General features: G+C 72.3%; 12 protein-coding genes. 7 read left to right on the forward strand and 5 right to left on the reverse strand.

Annotated features, from left to right (window positions below):
* Window positions 1–318: 318 nt before the first annotated feature.
* Window positions 319–2,127: a gamma-glutamyltransferase family protein gene (locus ACRWK8_RS21235; protein ID WP_378737224.1), complete on the reverse strand. Its 1,809-nt coding sequence runs from the start codon at window positions 2,125–2,127 to the stop codon at window positions 319–321.
* A 290-nt stretch (window positions 2,128–2,417) separates the two neighbouring features.
* Window positions 2,418–3,971, reverse strand: coding sequence for a hypothetical protein (locus tag ACRWK8_RS21240; protein WP_431872412.1), 1,554 nt, complete (start codon window positions 3,969–3,971; stop codon window positions 2,418–2,420).
* Window positions 3,972–4,284: 313 nt separating this feature from the next.
* Here ACRWK8_RS21240 and ACRWK8_RS21245 point away from each other — a divergent pair, with 313 nt between their 5' ends.
* Together ACRWK8_RS21245 and ACRWK8_RS21250 are read left to right on the forward strand one after the other, a co-directional pair.
* The gene (locus ACRWK8_RS21245) at window positions 4,285–5,256 is read left to right on the forward strand and encodes a glycerophosphodiester phosphodiesterase (protein WP_378737220.1); all 972 of its coding nucleotides are present in this window, start codon (window positions 4,285–4,287) and stop codon (window positions 5,254–5,256) included.
* Between the two features lie 146 nt (window positions 5,257–5,402).
* The gene (locus ACRWK8_RS21250) at window positions 5,403–6,638 is read left to right on the forward strand and encodes an alanine racemase (protein WP_431872414.1); all 1,236 of its coding nucleotides are present in this window, start codon (window positions 5,403–5,405) and stop codon (window positions 6,636–6,638) included.
* A gap of 53 nt (window positions 6,639–6,691) precedes the next feature.
* On the opposite strand, the gene ACRWK8_RS21255 is transcribed toward ACRWK8_RS21250, so the two are convergent.
* Complete coding sequence (locus ACRWK8_RS21255) at window positions 6,692–8,329, reverse strand: beta-N-acetylhexosaminidase (RefSeq protein WP_378737216.1); 1,638 nt, start codon at window positions 8,327–8,329, stop codon at window positions 6,692–6,694.
* 435 nt (window positions 8,330–8,764) lie between these two features.
* Here ACRWK8_RS21255 and ACRWK8_RS21260 point away from each other — a divergent pair, with 435 nt between their 5' ends.
* The 3 genes from ACRWK8_RS21260 (at window position 8,765) to ACRWK8_RS21270 (ending at window position 11,345) form a co-directional block, all read left to right on the forward strand.
* Window positions 8,765–9,646 carry a DMT family transporter gene (locus tag ACRWK8_RS21260; RefSeq protein ID WP_352388023.1) on the forward strand — a complete coding sequence of 294 codons (882 nt, stop codon included), beginning with the start codon at window positions 8,765–8,767 and terminating at the stop codon, window positions 9,644–9,646.
* A 29-nt stretch (window positions 9,647–9,675) separates the two neighbouring features.
* Window positions 9,676–10,905: a glycosyltransferase gene (locus tag ACRWK8_RS21265; RefSeq protein WP_431872417.1), complete on the forward strand. Its 1,230-nt coding sequence runs from the start codon at window positions 9,676–9,678 to the stop codon at window positions 10,903–10,905.
* A 110-nt stretch (window positions 10,906–11,015) separates the two neighbouring features.
* Window positions 11,016–11,345 carry a hypothetical protein gene (locus tag ACRWK8_RS21270; RefSeq protein ID WP_431872419.1) on the forward strand — a complete coding sequence of 110 codons (330 nt, stop codon included), beginning with the start codon at window positions 11,016–11,018 and terminating at the stop codon, window positions 11,343–11,345.
* 91 nt (window positions 11,346–11,436) lie between these two features.
* Here ACRWK8_RS21270 and ACRWK8_RS21275 read toward each other — a convergent pair whose 3' ends face one another.
* Window positions 11,437–12,387, reverse strand: a complete 951-nt coding sequence (locus tag ACRWK8_RS21275) for a LysR family transcriptional regulator (RefSeq protein WP_352387775.1) — start codon at window positions 12,385–12,387, stop codon at window positions 11,437–11,439.
* Window positions 12,388–12,534: 147 nt separating this feature from the next.
* Here ACRWK8_RS21275 and ACRWK8_RS21280 point away from each other — a divergent pair, with 147 nt between their 5' ends.
* Complete coding sequence (locus ACRWK8_RS21280; RefSeq protein WP_378737204.1) at window positions 12,535–13,881, forward strand: pyridoxal phosphate-dependent aminotransferase; 1,347 nt, start codon at window positions 12,535–12,537, stop codon at window positions 13,879–13,881.
* A gap of 128 nt (window positions 13,882–14,009) precedes the next feature.
* Here the strand turns inward: ACRWK8_RS21280 and ACRWK8_RS21285 are convergent, their stop codons facing one another.
* Window positions 14,010–15,194 carry a glycosyltransferase family 4 protein gene (locus tag ACRWK8_RS21285; RefSeq protein WP_431872422.1) on the reverse strand — a complete coding sequence of 395 codons (1,185 nt, stop codon included), beginning with the start codon at window positions 15,192–15,194 and terminating at the stop codon, window positions 14,010–14,012.
* Window positions 15,195–15,419: 225 nt separating this feature from the next.
* Here ACRWK8_RS21285 and ACRWK8_RS21290 point away from each other — a divergent pair, with 225 nt between their 5' ends.
* Entirely contained in the window at window positions 15,420–15,686 is a 267-nt protein-coding gene (locus ACRWK8_RS21290) for a DUF6457 domain-containing protein (protein WP_431872424.1), read from the forward strand.
* Window positions 15,687–15,891 lie beyond the last annotated feature (205 nt).

Consider the following 15,891-nt stretch of genomic DNA (forward strand, 5'->3'; position numbering starts at 1 on the left):
CCCCCCCCCCCCACGGCCCCTTCCTTCTCCATGTCCGAAAAACCGCCGGGAGGGGAAGGCAGGCCTCGGTTAGGAGGGGGGACAGGGCCGCCGCTGAGGGAGGGGGAGACAGCGGTGGTCGGCCCTTGGGTGGTATGGAGTTGTGGCGGATTCCAGGGCCTCGCAGGCCGGGGTCCCGCCGCACAGGTCTACATAAGCAGTGACCGACCGATTTGGCAAGAGGTCCGGTCAAGCCATGGCACTACCCCCAGCCCGCGACAAAGCCCCCTCCTGTCCAGTCGGAGGGGGCTTCCGTACGTTTTCGTCTGCCCGAGCGGGTCAGCGCCCGGCGGCGTACCCTTGCGCGCCCCGGGGATCGGCCGCCGCGCGCAGTTCGCCGCTCTCCGGGTCCCGGGCGACCGCTGCCAGACGGCCCAGTGACCACTCCTGGGCGACCTGCACCCGGTGCCCGCGGCGCCGGAGGTCGTCGACGACCTCTTCGCCCACGCCCGGCTCCACGACCAGGTCGCCCGGGACGGTCTCGCGCGGGTGGAAGGAGCTGGGGAAGGCGTTGGTGTGGAACATGGGGGTGTCCAGGGCCTCCTGGAGGTCGTCCACGCCGTTGAGGACCCGCAGAAGGGCCGTGGTGGTCCACTGGTCCTGCTGGTCACCACCGGGGGTGCCGATGGCCAGGACCGCCTCGCCGTCCTCCCGGGTCACCAGGGTGGGGGAGAGGGTGGTGCGGGGGCGGCGGCGCGGAGCCAGGGCGTTGGGCGAGGCCGGGTCGAGCCAGAACATCTGCGCCCGCGTGCCCAGGGGGAACCCGAGCTCGGGGATGAGCGGCGAGCTGCTGAACCAACCGCCGCTGGGCGTCGCGGAGACCATGGTGCCGTCGGCGTCCACCACGTCCACGTGACAGGTGTCCCCACGCAGGTCGGTGGGGGTCCGCCCGGCGGCGTCGCGGACGGTGGGCTCTCCCGTGGTGCGGTCGCCCGGGGTCTCCCCGGCCAGGTACACGGGCGCCTCGAAGGGGGCGCGACCGCCCGGGGCGCCCGGGTGCGGTTCCAGGCTGGCGCGCTCTCCACTGATCCCGCGCACCCGCTCGGCGGCGTAGTCGGAGCCGAGCAGGTCCTTGAGCGGGACGTCGACGAACTCGGGGTCGCCGTACCACCCCTCGCGGTCCGCGAAGGCGAGCTTGGCGATCTCGGTGCTCCAGTGCACGAAGTCCGAACTCACGCCCTGACGGGCGTCGGTCCCGACCCCGGCCGCCTCGGCCATGCGCAGCTGCTGGAGCATGACGGGACCCTGACCCCAGGGGCCGGTCTTGTGCACGGTGTGGGAACCGTAGGCCGTGCTGACGGTGTCCTCGTAGGTCGCGCTCCAGTCGGCCATGTCCTGCGCGGTCAGCAGGGCCCGCTGGGGCTCGCCGTGACCGTTGGGGACGGGCTCGGAGAGGAAGGCGCCGATCGCCTCCGCGACGAAGCCCTGGTACCAGGAACGGCGGGCCGCCTCGATCTGGGCCTCACGGTCGCCGCCCGCCGCCTCGGCCTCGGAGACCACGCGTCGGTAGGTGGCGGCGAGGGCGGGGTTGCGCAGCCGGGTTCCGGCCGCCGGGGCGGAGCCGTGCGGCAGGTAGACGGCGGCCGAGCCCGCCCAGTGCTGGGAGAACACCGGGGCGAGCGTCTCCAGGGCGGTCGCGATCCTGCCCAGGACGGGGTAGCCGCGTTCGGCCAGGCCGATGGCGTGGTCCAGGACCTCTCGGACGGACATGGTGCCGTGGTCGCGCAGGAGCTGCATCCAGGCGTCGAAGGCACCGGGGACGGTGGCCGCGAGGACGCCGCTGCCGGGGACCCGGTCCAGCCCGAGTCCCTCGAAGGCCCCGATGGTGGCGGCGGCGGGGGAGACGCCCTGGCCGCAGAGCACGCGCGGAGACCCGCCCGGGGCCTGGAAGATGACGGGGACCTCGCCGCCGGGACCGTTCAGGTGGGGCTCGACGACCTGGAGGGTGAAGCCCGCGGCGACCGCCGCGTCGAAGGCGTTGCCACCGCGTTCCAGGACGGACATGCCGGTGGCGCTGGCCAGCCAGTGGGTGGAGGCGACCATGCCGAAGTCGCCGCGGAGCTGGGGTCGGGTGGTGAATCCGGACATGAGCGCAGACCTCCTGCGGACGGGGGAGGGCGGGTTCGCCGCCCGTCTGGGGGTGTCGCTCCGGGGAGGGAGGACGGGGCGCCGACCGGTCCTCGGTGGAAACCGGCCGATCGAGGGTGACGGTACAGCATGAATTGGCACGGATGTCGGGTCATCGGGGGTTCGGGACCTTGGTTGTCGGCCTCGACCCGCAAGGTGTCGGGGGCCGGGGCCCGGGCATGACCGAAGCCCGGCCGTGAACGCGTTCGGCTCACGACCGGGCTTCGGTCGGCACGGGTCGGAAGGTGAGGTCAGGAGTTCTCCACCGGGATGGACCACGGCAGGGAGTCCCAGAGTTCGGCCCATTCCTCGGCGCCCACCGGGTCCGTCACCGCTCCGGCCTCGGCGGCGTCGTGCGTCCTCCGGACCTCGTCCATCGAGCTGGAGACGCTCTGGTCGCGCTCCTGGGCGAGCTCACCGATGAGCCCGGAGACCTCCGCGAGGACCTCCTCCACCTCGGCGGGCTCCATACCGAACCGGTGCGCGCAGTCGTTGGTGGCGGTTTCCTTGGCGGCCTCGTCGCCGTAGTACCAGACCGTGGCCAGCAGGCGGTCGCGCTGGGCGTCGTCGAGGTCGGCGCCGGACAGCGCCCGCTCGACGAGCGCGCCGCTGGTCCCGCTCATTCGCGCGGTGTCGAGCTCGGACTCACCGGAGCCGAAGTCCACGAAGTGCTCGGTGAGGCAGGTCTTGATCTCGCGCGAGGAGACGTTCTCGGGGAGGTCGGCCTGGTCCGGGGACGCGGTGTTCCCGGCCGGGGCCTCGTCGGCGACCGGAGCGGCCTCGGCGGGAGTCTCCTCCGCGGGGGCCTCCTCGATCGGGGTGATCTCGTCGAGCTCGGCGCCGTCGACCACCTCCTCGTCCACGGGGGCCTCCTCGGCGGGAGCCTCCGCGCTGGGGGCTTCCTCGGCCGGGGCCTCCTCGACCGGCGTCTCCACGGGTGCCTCTTCAGCAGGGGCTTCCTCCACCGGAGTCTCCTCGGTGGGAGCCTCGGCGGCCGGGGCTTCCTCGGCGGGTGCTTCCTCGACCGGGGCCTCCTGGGCGGGCGCCTCTTCAGCCGGGGCTTCTTCAGCCGGAGCTTCCTCGGCGGGGGCCTCCTCCACCGGAGCCTCCTCCACCGGAGCCTCCTCCACGGGGGTCTCCGCAGGAGCCTCCTCGGCGGTCGCCACGTCGGCGGCGTCCCCGGCCGGGGGGTCCTCCTCGACCACGACCACGCTCGCGTCCTCGGCCGCCGGTGCCTCCGTCTCGGCCTGCGGTGCCGTCTCCTCGGTGACGCCCTCCGCGAGCCGCACCAGCTCCGCGCGCTCCCAGCGCTCCGGCTGGAGGTGGGTGGCGACGGCGACGCCCGGGCTCTCCACCCAGAAGAGGTCGCCGGTCTCCTCGGACAGGTACGCGCCGTGCCCGAAGGACTCGCCCGCCGGTACCTCCTCCAGGGAGCTCTGCGCGAGGTGGCTGTACCGGCTCTCGCGAACGTCCTCCAGGTCCTGGAGGCGTTCCGAGCGCAGGACGGAGACCCGGCCGTACAACTGGTCCGGGCCCTGCACCCACGAGATCTGGGACTGGCTGTTGCCCTGACGGTCCGTCGTGGACGTGGCGTTGATGCCGTAGCGCTCCAGCCCGTCGGGCAGGTAGGTGATCTCGAACCCGTCGATGCTGAAGGTGGACACCCCCTGTCGCACGACCGGCCAGCTGAGCGCCTTCGCGTCCTCGTCGTCCGCCGCGGCGGGCCCGGCGAGGCCGACCAGCCCCGTCGTGGAGATCGCGGCGGCACTGAAGAGCGCGACCCACCTCGTGTGGTGCTTGCGCATGAGAGTTCCTTCCCATCGACTACTACTCGTGATGTCTACAGGACTCTCCGTGATTATGGAGGGGCCTTACAGTCAAAAACCGGACATGAAGCGATCAATTGCCTACATAGGGTGAGATTGACGGGTGGGGCTCCCGTGGCCCGAGGGGTACGGACCCACCAGAAGATGGGCGTCGGATCACCGGCTGCTCCGCGCGTGGTCACCGTCCGGTCACCAAGCGCACTCACCCTGAGGTAGCAGTCGGCCAGTCCACGCGTACTTGGGAGGCCCGGTGCACCAGCGCATCGGATTCGTAGTCGGAGCCGTATCACTCATGTTGGCCCTGGGATCGAGCTCCGCGCTCGCGGTCCCCGCCAGCGCGTCCTCGGAGGCGGTCGCGGTCACCAAGGCCGCGACGGCGCAGCGGGTGACCCCCGGCGCCAGTGTTCTTCCGTCCCAGCAGTCGTCACGGAACCGCCCCCTCATCGCCGTCGCCCACCGGGGCGCCTCCGGACACGCGCCCGAGAACACCCTCGCGGCGATCGACGAGGCCCACCGCCTCGGCGCGGAGACCGTGGAGGTGGACGTCCAGCTCACCTCCGACGACCAGTTGATCCTCATGCACGACACGCGACTCGACCGCACCACCGACGTCGAGGAGGTCTTCCCGAACCGCGCGCCCTACGACGTCGGTGACTTCACGCTGGCGGAGATCCGCCGCCTCGACGCCGGTTCGTCCTTCGACGACGCGTTCGCCGGGGAACCCGTACCGCTCCTCAGCCAGGCCCTGAACCGCCTGAAGAAGCACCGGATGAACCTCCTCCTGGAGGTCAAGGAGCCGTCCCGGTACCCGGGCATCGAGAACCGGATCGCGGACGAGCTGGCCCGGCACCCGTACTGGCTCATGCCCAACGCGCCCGACCAGCCCTCCCGGCTCGTGGTGCAGAGTTTCGACTGGGAGTCCACGGAACTCTCGAAGGGGATCCTGCCCGCGGTGCCGCACGCGCTGCTCGGCCGGGTCCCCGAAGAGCGGATCCCCGAGTTCGACTGGGCCCACATGATCAACCCGAACCACACGACCGTCGACGCCGACTACGTCGACCGGGTGCACGACGCGGGCCTGGAGATCATGCCCTACACGATCAACGACACCCAGGTGATGGGGCGGGTCCTGGAGATGGGCGTGGACGGCTTCATCACGGACTACCCGGACCGGGGCCAGAAGGCCATCGAGGAGTTCCTCGACTCCACGACCGCGGCCAGGGAACCCGAGTCGGAGTCGGTCGGGGCGCCCGCGGGCGACTGACCCCCACCGCAGCGGCGGACCCGCCCGGCGTGCCGGGCGGGTCCGGCCGTGTCCGTACGCGCGAACCCCGCCCCGGAGGGAGGCGCCCCGACGCCCCCAGTGGGAGGATCGGAGCGAGAACACCCCCATCAGGAAGTGGAGGCCACGTGAGCGAACGGCTGTGCATCCCCCGGGAACACGTCGACTGGCGTACCAAGGGCCTGTGGTGGCCGGGCGAGCCCGTCACCCTGACCGAGTTCGCCGCGCGTGGGGACCACCTGTTCAGCGGCCCCTTCACCTGGCCGCTCATGGTGCTCCGCGCCTCCTCGCTGGACCGCAACATCGCCGCGCTGGCCGAGTTCACGCGCGGCCACGGACTCCTGTTCGCGCCCCACGGCAAGACCGCGATGTCCCCCGTGCTCACCCAGCGCCAGCTCGACGCGGGCGCCTGGGGGATCACCGCCGCCACCGCCAACCAGGTCCTGGACTTCCGCCGGTTCGGGGTGGACCGCGTCCTGCTGGCCAACGAGCTCCTGGACCCCCGGGTCCTGCGCTGGGTGGCGGCGGAGCAGGACGCCGACCCCGACTTCGCGTTCCTCTTCTACGTCGACTCCTCCGAGGGGGTCGCCCTGGCTTCGGAGGCGTCGGGCGACGGCGGCCGACCCCTCCGGGTGATGGTGGAGCGCGGCACGCCGGGCGGTCGCACGGGCTGCCGCACGCGGGAGGCGGTGCTGGCCGTGGCCCGGGAGGTCGTACGGGCTCCGGGCCTGGAGCTGGCCGGAGTGGCCGGGTACGAGGGTTCGCTCAGCGACGCCGAGGGGGTCCGGGGCTTCCTGGGGGACCTCCTCGGGGACGCCGCCGCCCTGGCCTCCGAACACGGCCTGGAGCGTCCGGTTCTCTCGGTGGGTGGCAGCGCGTGGTTCGACGTGGTCGCCCAGGAGATCGGCGGCCGGGAGGACGTCACGCCGATCCTGCGCAGCGGGGCCTACGTCGCCCACGACGACGGCCTGTACCGGCGGACCACGCCGTACAACCGGCTGCCCGAGGGCGGCGACGCGCTGTCCGGGGCCCTGGAGCTGTGGGCGCAGGTCACGTCCACCCCGGAGCGGGGGCGGGCGATCGCCGGGATGGGCCGCCGCGAGGCCAACTTCGACCAGGGATTCCCCGTCCCGCGCGTCCTGCGCAGGCGCGACGGGTCGGTGGTCCCGGCCGAAGGTGTCGAGGTCACCGGCCTCAACGACCACCACGCCTACCTCGACGTGCCCGAGGGTCTGGGAGTGCGCCCCGGCGACCTGGTCTCCTTCGGGATCTCCCACCCGTGCACGGCCTTCGACCGCTGGCAGGTCATTCCGGTGGTGGACGACGACCACCGCGTGGTCGACGCGATCGCCACCTACTTCTGAGGCCGTGCGGCCGTCGGGGCCGACCCCACACGGGACCGGCCCCGACGGGTCGTCTACGCTCCGGCGTGGCCCTGCTCCGGGGCCTCCTGGCCGGGCTGGTAGCCCCAGCCGTAGACGCCGGGGCGGGTCTGCCAGGGGCGCGGGCCGTCGAGCGGACGGTACTCCACGCCCGCCGCGTCGAGCCTGCGCAGGTGGTGGCGCAGACGCGGCTCGAACTCGGTGAAGTCGCGCTCCCCCTCGGACCAGATCTTCTCGGCGAAGGCGGTCAGGCGCGGGAAGACCATGAAGTCGAGCCTGCGCGCGTTGTCGACGTGCTCGCTCCAGAGGTTCACCTGCCCGCCGAGGACGTGCCGGGCCTCCTCTACGGTGAGGTCGGCGGGGACCGGCTCGCCCGCGTACACGTCCTCCACCCGCAGGAGCGTGCCCACCGGAACCGGCTCGTCCGGCCGCTCGGACTGCTTGTAGTCCAGGTAGGACGTGGCGGTGGGGGCCATGATCACGTCGTGTCCGGCGCGGGCCGCCGCGATGCCGCCCTCCTCGCCGCGCCACGACATCACCGTCGCGCCCGACGCGAGGCCGCCCTCCAGGATCTCGTCCCAGCCGAGCAGGCGACGGCCGCGCTGGGTGAGGTGGTCGTCGAGCTGGCGGATGAACCAGCTCTGGAGCTCGTCCTCGTCGGCCAGTCCCTCGTCCCTGATCCGCTTCTGGGCGGAGGCGCTGTTCTTCCACTGGGTCTTGGGGACCTCGTCCCCGCCCACGTGGACGTAGGTGCTCGGGAAGAGCTCGATGATCTCGTCGAAGACGTTCTTGTAGAACTCCAGGACGTTGTCGGTGACGGCGAGGATCTCCTCGAAGACGCCCCACTGGGTGCCCACCGGGATCTGCCCGACCTCACCCAGCTCGGGGTAGGCGTGGATGGCCGCCTGGGAGTGGCCGGGGACGTCGATCTCCGGGACCACCGCGACGTGTCGGGCGTCCGCGTAGGCGACGATCTCGCGGATGTCGTCCTGCGTGAGGAAGCCGCCGTGCGGTCGGTCGTCGAAGGTCGCGGGCTTGGTGGCGCCCAGTTGACTCTCGGTGCGCCAGGAGGCGACCTCGGTCAGTTTCGGGTAGCGGCGGATCTCGACCCGCCAGCCCTGGTCGTCGGTCAGGTGCAGGTGCAGCACGTTGAGCTTGTGCAGCGCGAGCAGGTCGATGAAGCGCAGGATCTCGCGCTTGGGCTGGAAGTGGCGGGCGATGTCCAGCATCGCGCCGCGCCACTGGAAGCGCGGGGCGTCGGTGATGCTCACTGCGGGCAGACGCCACTCGGCGCCGCTCAGGGGGCTGGAGCGGTAGGCGTCGACGGGCAGCAGCTGGCGCAGGGTCTGCACCCCGTAGAACACCCCGGCGGGTTCGTTGCCCACCACGATCGCGCCCTCGGAGTCGATGATCAGGCGGTAGCCCTCCCGGCCGAGTCCCGCGCCCGGATCGACGCTCAGCCGGATCTGGGCGTCCTCCTCGTCGCCGGTGGCCAGGGGCAGGCCGGTGGCCGCGCCGAGCTCGCGCTGGAGCCAGGCCAGCGTGCCCTGGGCTTCGTGGTCCGCGGAGACACGGGTGGCGGAGGTCAGGGTGAGTCCGCCGGAACCGTCGGTGGTCAGCTCCCGGGGCCGGGGAAGCAGGGAAAGGGGATCGGGGTGGGGGTTCTCAGGCACGCGGCACTGCTCCTGTCCGGTCTAGACCAATACCCGGACATAGTGTCACGTCCGGCTACGGCGGCACAGGGTCCCGGGGCAATCGGTCCGGGCGGGCTCCGCTATTCGGGACCACCCAATACCCACTCTTGACCCGCGAGGACTCTTGACGCCCCGGCTTTTGCGGGAGACGTAGGGGAGGGGGACCCGGGCCCGGGCGGTGCCGAAACCGGGGTGGAACCCCGACACGCGTGTGGGTGTGTGCCCGTCCCCGCGAGGTGGGGACGACACTACGAGAAAGACGGGGGGTGGCGTTATCGCCGTAGCACGCCGTCCCTCCGTACTGTTTTGCCCGTGCCCGGTTGCCGGGCGCGGGGAGAACCGAGTGGCGGGGGATGCGGTGATGCGCGGAGCACCGGGGACGACGGGTTCGGCCTCGACGGGGTGGTTCGCCTGATGCCGTTGCACGTACTCATGGCCGTGGCGGGGGCCTTCGCCCTGGCTCTGGGCTCGGCTCTCCAGGAACGCGACGCGGTGCGCGCCCCCGGGCGGAAGGTCGCGCGGGCGGGCTTCCTCCTGCACCTGCTGCGCCAGCCCCGCTGGCTCCTCGGCACCGGGGCGGCGGTGCTGGGGGCCTGCCTCCACCTGCTCGCCCTGAGCGGGGCGCCACTGACCATCATCCAGCCGATCGGCGTCACCGGGCTGCTGTTCGCGATCGTGCTGTCCGCCGTGTTCAACCGGCAGCGGGTCCGCGTCGCGCAGATCCTGGCCGGGGTCGCGGTGATGGTCGGCCTGGTCGGCCTCCTGACGACCTTCCCGCACAGCTCCCATCCGCCGGTCATGTCGACCCAGACCGCGCTGTGGCTGTCCGGCGGGATGATCGCGGCCGGCGGCCTCGTGTACCTGACCGCCCACTGGCTGCCCAGCGGGGTGCGCGCCCTGCTGCTCGCGGCCGCGGGTGGCGCCGCCCTCGGCACCACGTCGGGTCTGGCCCGGGTGATCACCTCCCGCGCCGTGGAGGACCCGGTCAACCTCGTCAGCTGGCTCACCGTCATGGCGGGGGCCACCGCGGTCTTCGGCGCCCTCCTGCTCCAGAACGCCTATCGGACCGGGCACTTCGCCGCCGCGTACGCCACCCTGCTGATCGCCGACCCGGTGGTCGGCGTGGGCATCGGCGCGCTGCTGCTCGGTGAGGGGGTGCCGGACACCCCCGTCGAACAGGTCGGGGCGGTGCTGTTCGCCCTCGTCGCCTTCGCGGGCACCGTCACCCTGGCCCGGTCCCGGCACCGCAACCCGGAGGCGGACAGCGACCCCGGTCCCTCCGCCGCCCCCCAGTAGCCGCACTCGTTGAAACAGGGAGATCCCAGATGGCACAGCCGAACCGTCCACTGCGCGTCCTGATCGCCTCGGACACCTACCCGCCCGACGTCAACGGCGCTGGCTACTTCACGTTCCGCCTGGCGGAGGGGCTGGCCGGACGCGGGCACCGGGTGCACGTCGTGTGCCCCTCCGAGGGGGGCGAACCCCACGTCACGGTCAACGGGAACGTCACCGAGCACCGGCTGCGCTCGGCCCCGATCCCCTTCCAGAGCGCGATGCGGGCGGCCGTCCCCCTGGGGATGGGCGGGCACATCGCCCGGGTCCTGCGGCGACTGGACCCCGACGTCCTCCACGTGCAGAGCCACTTCCCCCTCAGCCGTTCGGCCCTGCGTCGGGGGCGGGCGGAGGGCGTGCCCGTGGTCCTGACCAACCACTTCATGCCGGACAACCTGTACGCGCACGCCCGCGTGCCGCGACCGATGCAGCACGCGGCGGGCTCGCTGGCCTGGCGGGACATGGTCCGCGTGGCCGGGGAGGCCGACCACGTGACCACCCCGACCCCGCGCGCGGCAGAACTCCTGCGCGAGCGGGGGTTCGCCCGGGAGATCGAGGCGATCTCCTGCGGGATCGACCTCGACCGCTTCCACCCCCGGGCCGGGGACCGCGCGGCGGCCAGGGACCGTTTCGGCCTGCCCGAGCGGGACACGGTGGTCTTCGTGGGGCGGCTGGACGAGGAGAAGCGGATCGACGACACGATCCGGGCGCTGGCGATGATCGTCCCCGAGCGCGACGCGCAGCTGGTGCTGGCCGGGACCGGGCAGCGTGAGGCGGAGCTGCGCGCGATCGCCGCCCGGCTCGGCGTGGCGGACCGGGTGTTCTTCCTGGGTTTCGTGCCGGACGAGGACCTGCCGATGGTCTACGCGGCGGCGGACGTCTTCGCCATCGCGAGCGTGGCCGAGCTCCAGAGCATCGCCACGCTGGAGGCGATGTCCACGGGTCTGCCCGTGGTGGCCGCCGACGCGATGGCGCTGCCCCACCTGGTGGAGGAGGGGCGCAACGGCTTCCTGTTCCCGCCGGGCGACCACGTGCGCCTGGCCGACCGTCTGCTGTCGGTGCTCGGCTCGGAAGGGCGACGCGGGGAGCTGGGACGGGCGAGTCGCGAGATCGCCCAGGAGCACGACCACCACCGGTCGCTGGACCGGTTCGAGGCGGTCTACACGCGGCTCCGGGGGAGCGGTCAGGGCCGCTCGGCGTCCGAGCGGGTCATGGTGGCCTAGCCGAGGTTCCGTGTCCAGACATCGGCTCCCAAAAAGTCCGCTTTGAACACTTTCTGCATTCTTTGCGTAGCGATCGGTGATCTCGGGCCGCCACAGGAAAGACCAGAACTGTGTGGTTCGAAGGCATCAGCGGACAGGCCGGCGTCAGCCGGATCGCCAAGGGTGGAAACGTCACCGAAGGTCTCACGGATCGGCTGGTCAGCGCCGAGCGCGAGGCCGGTTTCCACGAACGCGACATGTCGTCGTTCGAACGAGAACGCATCGACCTGGAGCACCGGGTGAACCGGATGGAGGCCGAGCTGGACTCCCTGCGCAAGAGAAGACTGGAAGCCTACGCGCGCTGGTGGAACGCCCGCGACGACCGCGACCGAGCTCGCCACGTCTGTCGCAAGCTCCGCCGCAGGATCGACAAGGCGCGCCGAAGGAGCAACGACGCGTGACCGGTACCCGTACAGGCCACCGGAAGCGACCGACAGAACACCGAACACGGCCCGTCCCCTGAAGGGGCGGGCCGTGTGCGCGCCCGCGCCGTCACCTCGGCCCCTGGACGCGCGGGGAGACCGGGCTGAGCTCCCGCTCCACGCTGCGGGCGGCGTCCCGGAGCGCCGACAGGGTCACCTGCACGGCCGGGCGCCGCAGCGACGCCGGACGCAGCACCGCGTACACGTGCCGCTCCGGTGACGAGGGGAACCGCCGGTACACCAGACCCGCCGGGGCACCCACCATGGCCAGGGCCGGGACCGCCGCGATCCCGATGCCCCGCGAGACCAGGCTGAGGATCGTGCCCAGCCCCTCGAACTCCCACGTCGCCGCGGGCAACCCGCCCACCTCGGCGAACAGCTTCTCCGTGCCGTGCCGCGAGCGCTCGCCCTCCGGCGCCACGATCCACGACTCACCCAGCATCTGGTCCAGCACCAGCGGGACCTCCGGGTCGGCCAGCCGGTGGCCCTCCGGGACCGCCAGCACCATCGGGTCCCGCAGCAGGTGCACGTGGCGCAGGCCGCTGTCGGGGCCCCGGCCCGGGTGCTGCCCCGTCCAGTCGTCCACCAGGGCGATGTCCACCTCGCGGGAGCGCACCTTCTGGGTGCCGGTGGCCAGGAGGGTCTGCCTCAGGACCAGCTGCATGCCCTCGTAGCCGCGCAGCGGCGGCGCCAACAGCGGAGCGAACGCCACGGCGGCGGTCGGGAAGGCCGTGACCGTCACCACCCCCAGGGCGATGTTCGACTGCTCGGCCAGCACGGACTCGGCCGCCTCGACCAGGGCCAGGATCTCCTCGGCCTGGTTCACGAGCAGTTGTCCGGCGTCGGTCAGTTCGGCGCCGCGCGGCGACCGGTCCAGCAGCGCCACCCCCGTCTCGCGTTCGAGCGTGGCGAGCTGTTGGGACACCGCCGAAGGCGTGTATCCCAGGGCGTGCGCGGTCGCGGCGATGGTCCCGCGCGTACTGAACTCGCGGAGGAGCTGGAGTCGTCGAAGGTCAAGCATTAGGTCATCTTATGCTCAGCATCGAAAAGACTCGCTTGTACTGATGGCGGGATCTGGGCAGGCTGGGGTGTGAGAGGCCACCAGCTGGACGAGAGCCCAGCTCAACCGGTGGTCAGCGCCTAACGACAAGCCGGAGATGAGTCATCCATGACCGTCACTGTGTCCGCCACCCTCGCCGTGAACGAAGCCCTCAACGACAAGCGCCGCCAAGGGCTGCGCGTGCTTCCGCTCGGGTTCGGTGAGGCCGGTCTGCCGGTGCACCCGGTCATGCGGGACCAGCTCACGGCGAGCAACGCGGCCAACTCCTACGGGCCCGTCGCCGGTTCCAGCGACCTGCGTGAGGCCGCCGCCGGGTACTGGAACCGCCGGGGCCTGCCCACCGACCCCGACCTGGTCATCGCCGGTCCGGGCAGCAAGCCCCTGCTCTACAGCCTGCTCCTGGAGATCGGCGGGGACACCGCCATCGCCGCGCCCAGCTGGGTCAGCTACGCCGCGCAGAGCCGCCTCGTGGGCCAGCGTCCGGTGATGGTGCCGACCGCCACCGGGCAGGGCGGGGTACCGCAGCCGGACCTGCTGCACGCCGCCGTCACCGCCGCCCGGGAGGAGGGACGCACGGTCAACGCGGTGGTCGTCACCGTCCCGGACAACCCGACCGGCACCGTCGCGCGGGCGGAGACCGTGCGCCGCCTGGCCGAGGTCGCCCGCGAACTCGACCTCGTGATCATCTCCGACGAGATCTACCGGGACCTCGTCCACGTGGACGAGCACGGTCGGGAACGCGCGGAGGTCCACAGCCCGGCCGAGTACGCGCCCGAGCGCACCGTCATCTCCACCGGGCTCAGCAAGAACCTGGCCCTCGGCGGCTGGCGGATCGGCGTCCTGCGCCTGCCCGACTCCGAGATCGGCCACCGCCTGCGCGGCGGCCTCCTGGGTGTGGCCAGCGAGATCTGGTCCAGCCCGGCCGCGCCCGTCCAGCAGGCGGCCGCGTACGCCTTCGGTGAACCGGCCGAGCTGCGTGACCACGTGGACCGCAGCCGTCGCCTGCACGGCGTCGTGGCCCGCGCCGTCGCCGACGTCTTCTCCCGGGCCGGGGCGCTCGTCTCGCCCCCGACGGCGGCCTTCTACCTCTACCCGGACTTCGAACCGGTCCGTGAGCGGCTGTCCGCGCTGCACGGAGTGACCACGGGTCCGGAGCTGACCGGGCACCTCCTGGAGCACTTCGGCATGGGGGTGCTGCCCGCCGTCGAGTTCGGCGAGAGCTCCGCCGCCCTGCGGATGCGGGTGGCCACCAGCCTCCTGTACGGGGACTCCGAGGACAAGCGGTACGCGGCGCTGTCCGCCGAGGACCCCCTGTCCCTGCCGTGGATCCGCTCCCACCTGGACCGGCTCACCGAGGTCCTCGGGGCGCTGCTCTCCGACACCGCGGCCTCCGGCACCCCGTCGCCCAGCACGGTGATCCCGGCTCCGGCGGCGATCGCGCAGCCGGTCCACTGACCGCGCGTCCGCGCCCAGATCGTGCCCGCCTCTCTTATACGGGGTGAGGCGGTCACCACCGACGGGACCCTCCCTCTCTCTCCCAGGGAGGGTCCCGTCACGCCCTTCCCGGCCGATCCGCGCCGCAGTCACACGCCTCCGGCCGTCATCCGCTCCCGGCGGGCGGCCAGCTCGTGGCTCGGGGCGATCACCGCTCTGTAGTGCTCCACCAGCTCCTCGTTGACCGACCGCCACGTGCGGTGCGCCACCGAGGGCCGGGCCCGGGCCGCCATCCGGGCCCGCACCTCCCGGTTGTGGGCCAGCCGCCCCACCGCCACCCGCAGCTCACGGACCGAGTCCGGCCGGTACAGCAGGCCGTTGTGCCCCTCCGTCACCAGGTCCACGGGGCCGCCCGCCGCCGGGACGACCACCGGTACGCCCGAGGCCAGCGCCTCCTGCACGGTCTGGCAGAAGGTCTCGTCCGCACCGGTGTGCACGAACACGTCCAGTGACGCGTACAGCCGTGAGAGGTCCGGGCCGGTCCGCTGCCCCGTGAAGACGGCGTCCGGCAGCAGGCGGCGCAGCCGGGCGCGGTCCGGGCCGTCCCCGACCACCACCAGGCGCATCCCCCGCAGCCTCGCCAGATGGCCCAGCAGGTGCACCCGCTTGTCGCGGGACAGACGGCCCACGTACCCCACGATCACCTCACCGTTCGGTGCCAGCTCGCGACGTAGTTCCTCGGACCGGTGGTCGGGGGAGAAGCGCGCGGCGTCCACACCCCGGCGCCACAGGTCCAGCCGGGGGAACCCCCGACCGGAGAGCGCCTCCAGGGTGGCCGAGGACGGCACCAGCGTGCGGTCCACCGCCGAGTGGACGCGGTGGAGCAGCGACCACAGCGTCCCGGACCCGGGCAGGCCGTAGCGTCCGGCGAACCCGGGCAGGTCGGTCTGGAACGCTGCCACCGTCGGCAGCGCCCACCGGCGGGCCACGTCCACCGCCGTCGCGCCGAACAGCGCGGGGGAGGCCAGGTGCAGCACGTCGGGCGCGAACGCGCGGATCGCGGCGGTCATCGTCCGCCGGGCGGGCAGCCCCATGGAGAAGTCGCGGTACACGGGCAGGGGCAGCGCGGGCGTCCGGACGACCGGGAAGCCGGCGTACGAGGTCGGGCCGTGGCCGGGAGCGAGGACGAGTGCCTGGTGTCCCTCGGCCGCCAGGTGCTCGCTGATCCGGCACACGGAGTTGGTGACCCCGTTGACCTGCGGAAGGAAGGACTCGGTCACGATGGCCACGCGCAGGGGCGGCCGGTGGACGGAGGGCGGGGGTGTGGGGGACATGCGGGGCTCCCAACGCCGAGGTGTCACGCCGAGTGGTGGGTGCCTCCGACGCTAGGGTCGGGGAGTGAACCCGGATCGCCGGGCGGGAGAACCTCGCCCGAAGCGCCGACACGGGTTGGCCGATCAGGTGGTGACGCCGTCCGCACGGTCGACTGACCGGCGGATGACCCCGGTGTGGCCGTGATCGCCGAACGAAACCCGAACGAACACCCAAGGAGCCGTGTGGTGACACTCGTGGAATGGTCCGAACTGGTCCGCGCCGAACTGGAGCTGACCGGGACCGACCCCCTCCGGAAACCCGACGTGGACCGCGTGCTCGACCTCGCGCGCGACGCCGCTCACTCCGTGGCCCGCCCGGCGGCCCCGCTCACGACCTACCTGCTCGGCGTGGCCGTGGGACAGGGGGCGGACCCGGACGAGGCGGCCGAGCTCCTCAGCAGACTCGCCCTGGCCCAGGTGAAGGAGGAGGACGGAAAGGACGGCGAGGGGTAGCCGGGAAGCCCGGGCCCCGGAGTCGGGAGACGCGAGAAGACACGAAAAGATTCCGTAACACGCATTCTGACCTCGCGTGATTTGTTTGTTACGCGTCAGTGCCATTCTTTCCCGATACCGAACAGTATCCACCGGTACCAACGTGTTTCCGAGGGTCCTGGTTCCCCCCAATGACACCGCTGGTTCCCCCCCCACCCCACGTAAT

It is taken from the genome of Nocardiopsis eucommiae, assembly GCF_965344335.1.
GTDB classification, from domain to species: Bacteria; Actinomycetota; Actinomycetes; order Streptosporangiales; family Streptosporangiaceae; genus Nocardiopsis; species Nocardiopsis eucommiae.

Bases quoted from the DNA above. Each gene is read 5' to 3' on its own strand.
- ACRWK8_RS21245 (WP_378737220.1), top strand. From the start codon at position 4,285: ATGTTGGCCCTGGGATCGAGCTCCGCGCTCGCGGTCCCCGCCAGCGCG.
- ACRWK8_RS21280 (WP_378737204.1), top strand. From the start codon at position 12,535: ATGACCGTCACTGTGTCCGCCACCCTCGCCGTGAACGAAGCCCTCAAC.
- ACRWK8_RS21275 (WP_352387775.1), bottom strand. From the start codon at position 12,387: ATGCTTGACCTTCGACGACTCCAGCTCCTCCGCGAGTTCAGTACGCGC.
- ACRWK8_RS21285 (WP_431872422.1), bottom strand. From the start codon at position 15,194: ATGTCCCCCACACCCCCGCCCTCCGTCCACCGGCCGCCCCTGCGCGTG.
- ACRWK8_RS21240 (WP_431872412.1), bottom strand. From the start codon at position 3,971: ATGCGCAAGCACCACACGAGGTGGGTCGCGCTCTTCAGTGCCGCCGCG.
- ACRWK8_RS21235 (WP_378737224.1), bottom strand. From the start codon at position 2,127: ATGTCCGGATTCACCACCCGACCCCAGCTCCGCGGCGACTTCGGCATG.
- ACRWK8_RS21260 (WP_352388023.1), top strand. From the start codon at position 8,765: ATGCCGTTGCACGTACTCATGGCCGTGGCGGGGGCCTTCGCCCTGGCT.
- ACRWK8_RS21265 (WP_431872417.1), top strand. From the start codon at position 9,676: ATGGCACAGCCGAACCGTCCACTGCGCGTCCTGATCGCCTCGGACACC.